The organism is Micromonospora sp. NPDC003776 (genome assembly GCF_053605645.1).
The window spans coordinates 1-2702 of the sequence record NZ_JBSGJR010000761.1; the positions used below are offsets into that span (position 1 = coordinate 1).

Sequence of the window (2702 nt, forward strand, 5' to 3'; positions counted from 1 at the left end):
CTTCGGCCCGATCGCGGACCTGATCGCCGCGGTGGCCGACGCCCGGGGCTCGGTGCGGGACGACGAGTGGCGGGTGCTGGACAACATGGTCGAGGTGTTCCAGGAGCGGGCCGCGGTGCTGCCGGGCAGGTGCAGCGGGTAGACCTCGATCCCGGCCTCGGCCAGCAGCTCGGCCAGCCGGGCCCCGGCGGTGTCGTCGGCCAGGCCGGTGACCAGCGCGACCTCGGTGTCCTGCGCGGCGGCGAGCAGCGCGGCCAGGCCGGCCCCGCCCGGCCGGTCGGTCGCCGTCCGCTCGTCCAGCACCGGCACGGGGGCGTCCGGGGCGACCCGGCTCACCGCGCCGGTGACGTCCCGGTCCAGCAGCGCGTCGCCGACCACCACCAGCGGCCCGCTCACGACTGGGCCCATCCGGTTCCGGTGGGCCCGTGCCCGTTGCCGCCGTGCCCGTTGCTCCCGTGCCCGTTGCTCGTGTGCCCGTTCGCGCCGTGCCCGTTCGTGGCGTGCGCGTTCACCCGGTGGCCGCCGGTGGCCGCCGGGGCCGGGGGCGGCGCGGTCCACCGCCGGAACCTGGCGGATCGGGCCGCCGGCACCGGGGCGGCCGGCAGTTGCCGGATCAGCGGCAGGGCCCGGTCGACGTACTCGCAGAGCACGTGGGTGGCGACCAGGTGCAGCTCCTGCACCACCTGGCTCTCGGGTGACGATGGCGAGGGTCTCGTCGCAGAGGTCGGCGAGGGGGTTGGGGGCGGGGCCGGTGAAGGCCCAGCAGCGCAGGCCGGTGTCGTGGCCGGCGCGGGCGGCGGTGAGGAGGTTGGTGCTGGTGCCGCTGGTGGACATGAGCAGGAGGATGTCGTCGGGGCGGCCGTGGGCGCGGACGCCGCGGGCGTAGACCTCGTCGTAGCCGTAGTCGTTGCCGATGGCGGTCAGGGCGGAGGTCTCGGCGTGCAGGGCGATGGCGGAGAGTGGTTCGCGGTCGTCGCGGAGTTTGCCGACCAGTTCGGCGGTGAGGTGTTGGGCCTCGGCGGCGCTGCCGCCGTTGCCGGCCACCAGCAACCGGCCGCCACCGGCCAGCCGCCGCGCCACCTCCCCACCCCAGCGGGCCAGCAGCTGTTCGGACTGCCGGAACGGCAGCAGGGCGGCGGCCAGCTGGGTCAGGTGGTCCTCGAGCACCGTGCCGCCGACGGCGGGACCGGGGGCCGCCATCAGGCGACCACCCGGGTGGGCCGGCGGACCGTGGCCACCTCGGCGTACAGCTCCGCCAGCCGCTCCGCGGTGGTCGTCCAGGAGTAGCGGGTCCGGGCCCGCTCGAGCGCCGCCGTGGCGTACGCGAAGCGGCGGATCCGGTCGCCGAGCAGCCCGCGGATCGCCGCGCCGAGCGCCGCCGGATCACGGGCCGGCACCAGGTCGCCGGTGCGCCCCGCGACCACGGTGTCGATCAGGCCGCCGACCGCGGTCCCGATCACCGGCACCGCGCACGCCATCGCCTCCAGCGGGGTGAGGCCGAACGGCTCGTACCAGGGGGCGGCGACCAGCACGTCCGCCGACCGGTACCAGCGCCCCATCTCCTCCCGGGGCACCGCGCCGATCAGCTTCACCCGGTCGGCCACCCCGCACGACTCGGCGAGGGCCCGCAGCCGCAGCGCGTACGGGTCGGTCTCCAGCAACCCGGCCGGCGGGCCACCCACCACCACGCACTCGGCGTCCGGCACCAGCGCGGTGGCCCGGATGACGTCCTGGAACCCCTTGCGCTCCACCAGCCGGCCGACGGTGAGGATCCGCGGCCGGCCGCCGTCCCGCTCCGCGACCGGCCCGAGCGGGCCGAAGGTGGACAGGTTCACCCCGGACGGGACGACCGTCATCCGGGATCGGGGCACCCCCATCCGGACCAGCTCGGCGACCTCGTCCTGGCACTGGGCCACCACCCGGTCGACCGAGCGGCCCAGCTCCCGCTCGTGGGTCAGCCGGCCCGGTGGACTGGTGTCCTGCGCCCCCTGGTGGCGCCGCTTCACCGTGCCGAGCGCGTGGTACGTCTGCACCACCGGCACCCCGGTACGCCGGCCGGCCGCCAGGGCGGCGAGACCGCTCATCCAGAAGTGCGCGTGGACCACCTCGGGCTGCCAGTCGCCGGTGCGCCACCGCTCGGCCAGCCACTCCCCGAACGCCGGCATGTACGGCAGCAGGTCGTCCTTGGCCACCGGCTCGGCCGGCCCCGCGGGGACGTGCACCACGTCGTACCCGTCCGGGGTGCGGACCGTCAGCGGCAGGTCCACGGCGTCGAGCCGGGTGTAGACCCGTACGTCGTGGCCGGCGGCGGCGAGCGCGGCGGAGAGCTCCGCGACATGCGTGTTCTGGCCACCGGCGTCCTCCCCGCCGAGAACGGCGAGCGGACTGGCGTGCTCCGAGATCATCGCGATGCGCATACTTCCTCCTCCAGCAGCCGGTCCCAGTCGGCGAGGAAACGCTCCAGGCCGTAGCGGTTCCGGGCGGCGGCCCGGGCCTCGGCGCCCGCCCGACGGGCGGCCGACGGGTCGTCGACGAGCGCCCGGGCGGCCTCCAGCAGCACGTCGACCCGGGTGGAGAGGGCGCCGGCGGTCGGTGGCACCGCCTCCACGGCCTCGGTGGTGGCCAGCGCCACCACCGGCCTGCCCATGGTGAACGCCGCGCGCACGCGCAGCCCCCGGGGGGTCCCCCGGCCCAGGTGCACG

At 76.6% G+C, this 2702-nt stretch carries 2 protein-coding genes and 1 pseudogene; all 3 read right to left on the minus strand.

Features of this window, described 5'->3' with window-relative positions; all coding sequences use genetic code 11:
• On the minus strand, positions 1 to 1200 hold a 1200-nt coding region (locus ACWEVO_RS34525), incomplete at its 3' end, for an SIS domain-containing protein (protein ID WP_452311611.1).
• Positions 1200 to 2417, minus strand: a complete 1218-nt coding sequence (locus tag ACWEVO_RS34530; protein ID WP_452311612.1) for a glycosyltransferase — start codon at positions 2415 to 2417, stop codon at positions 1200 to 1202. The genes ACWEVO_RS34525 and ACWEVO_RS34530, both read right to left, overlap by 1 nt.
• A pseudogene (locus ACWEVO_RS34535) lies at positions 2402 to 2702 on the minus strand (glycosyltransferase family 1 protein); the annotation flags it as partial. The pseudogene ACWEVO_RS34535 and the gene ACWEVO_RS34530, both read right to left, overlap by 16 nt.

Coding starts and splice junctions, on each gene's coding strand:
- ACWEVO_RS34530 (WP_452311612.1), bottom strand. CDS start 2,417: ATGCGCATCGCGATGATCTCGGAGCACGCCAGTCCGCTCGCCGTTCTC.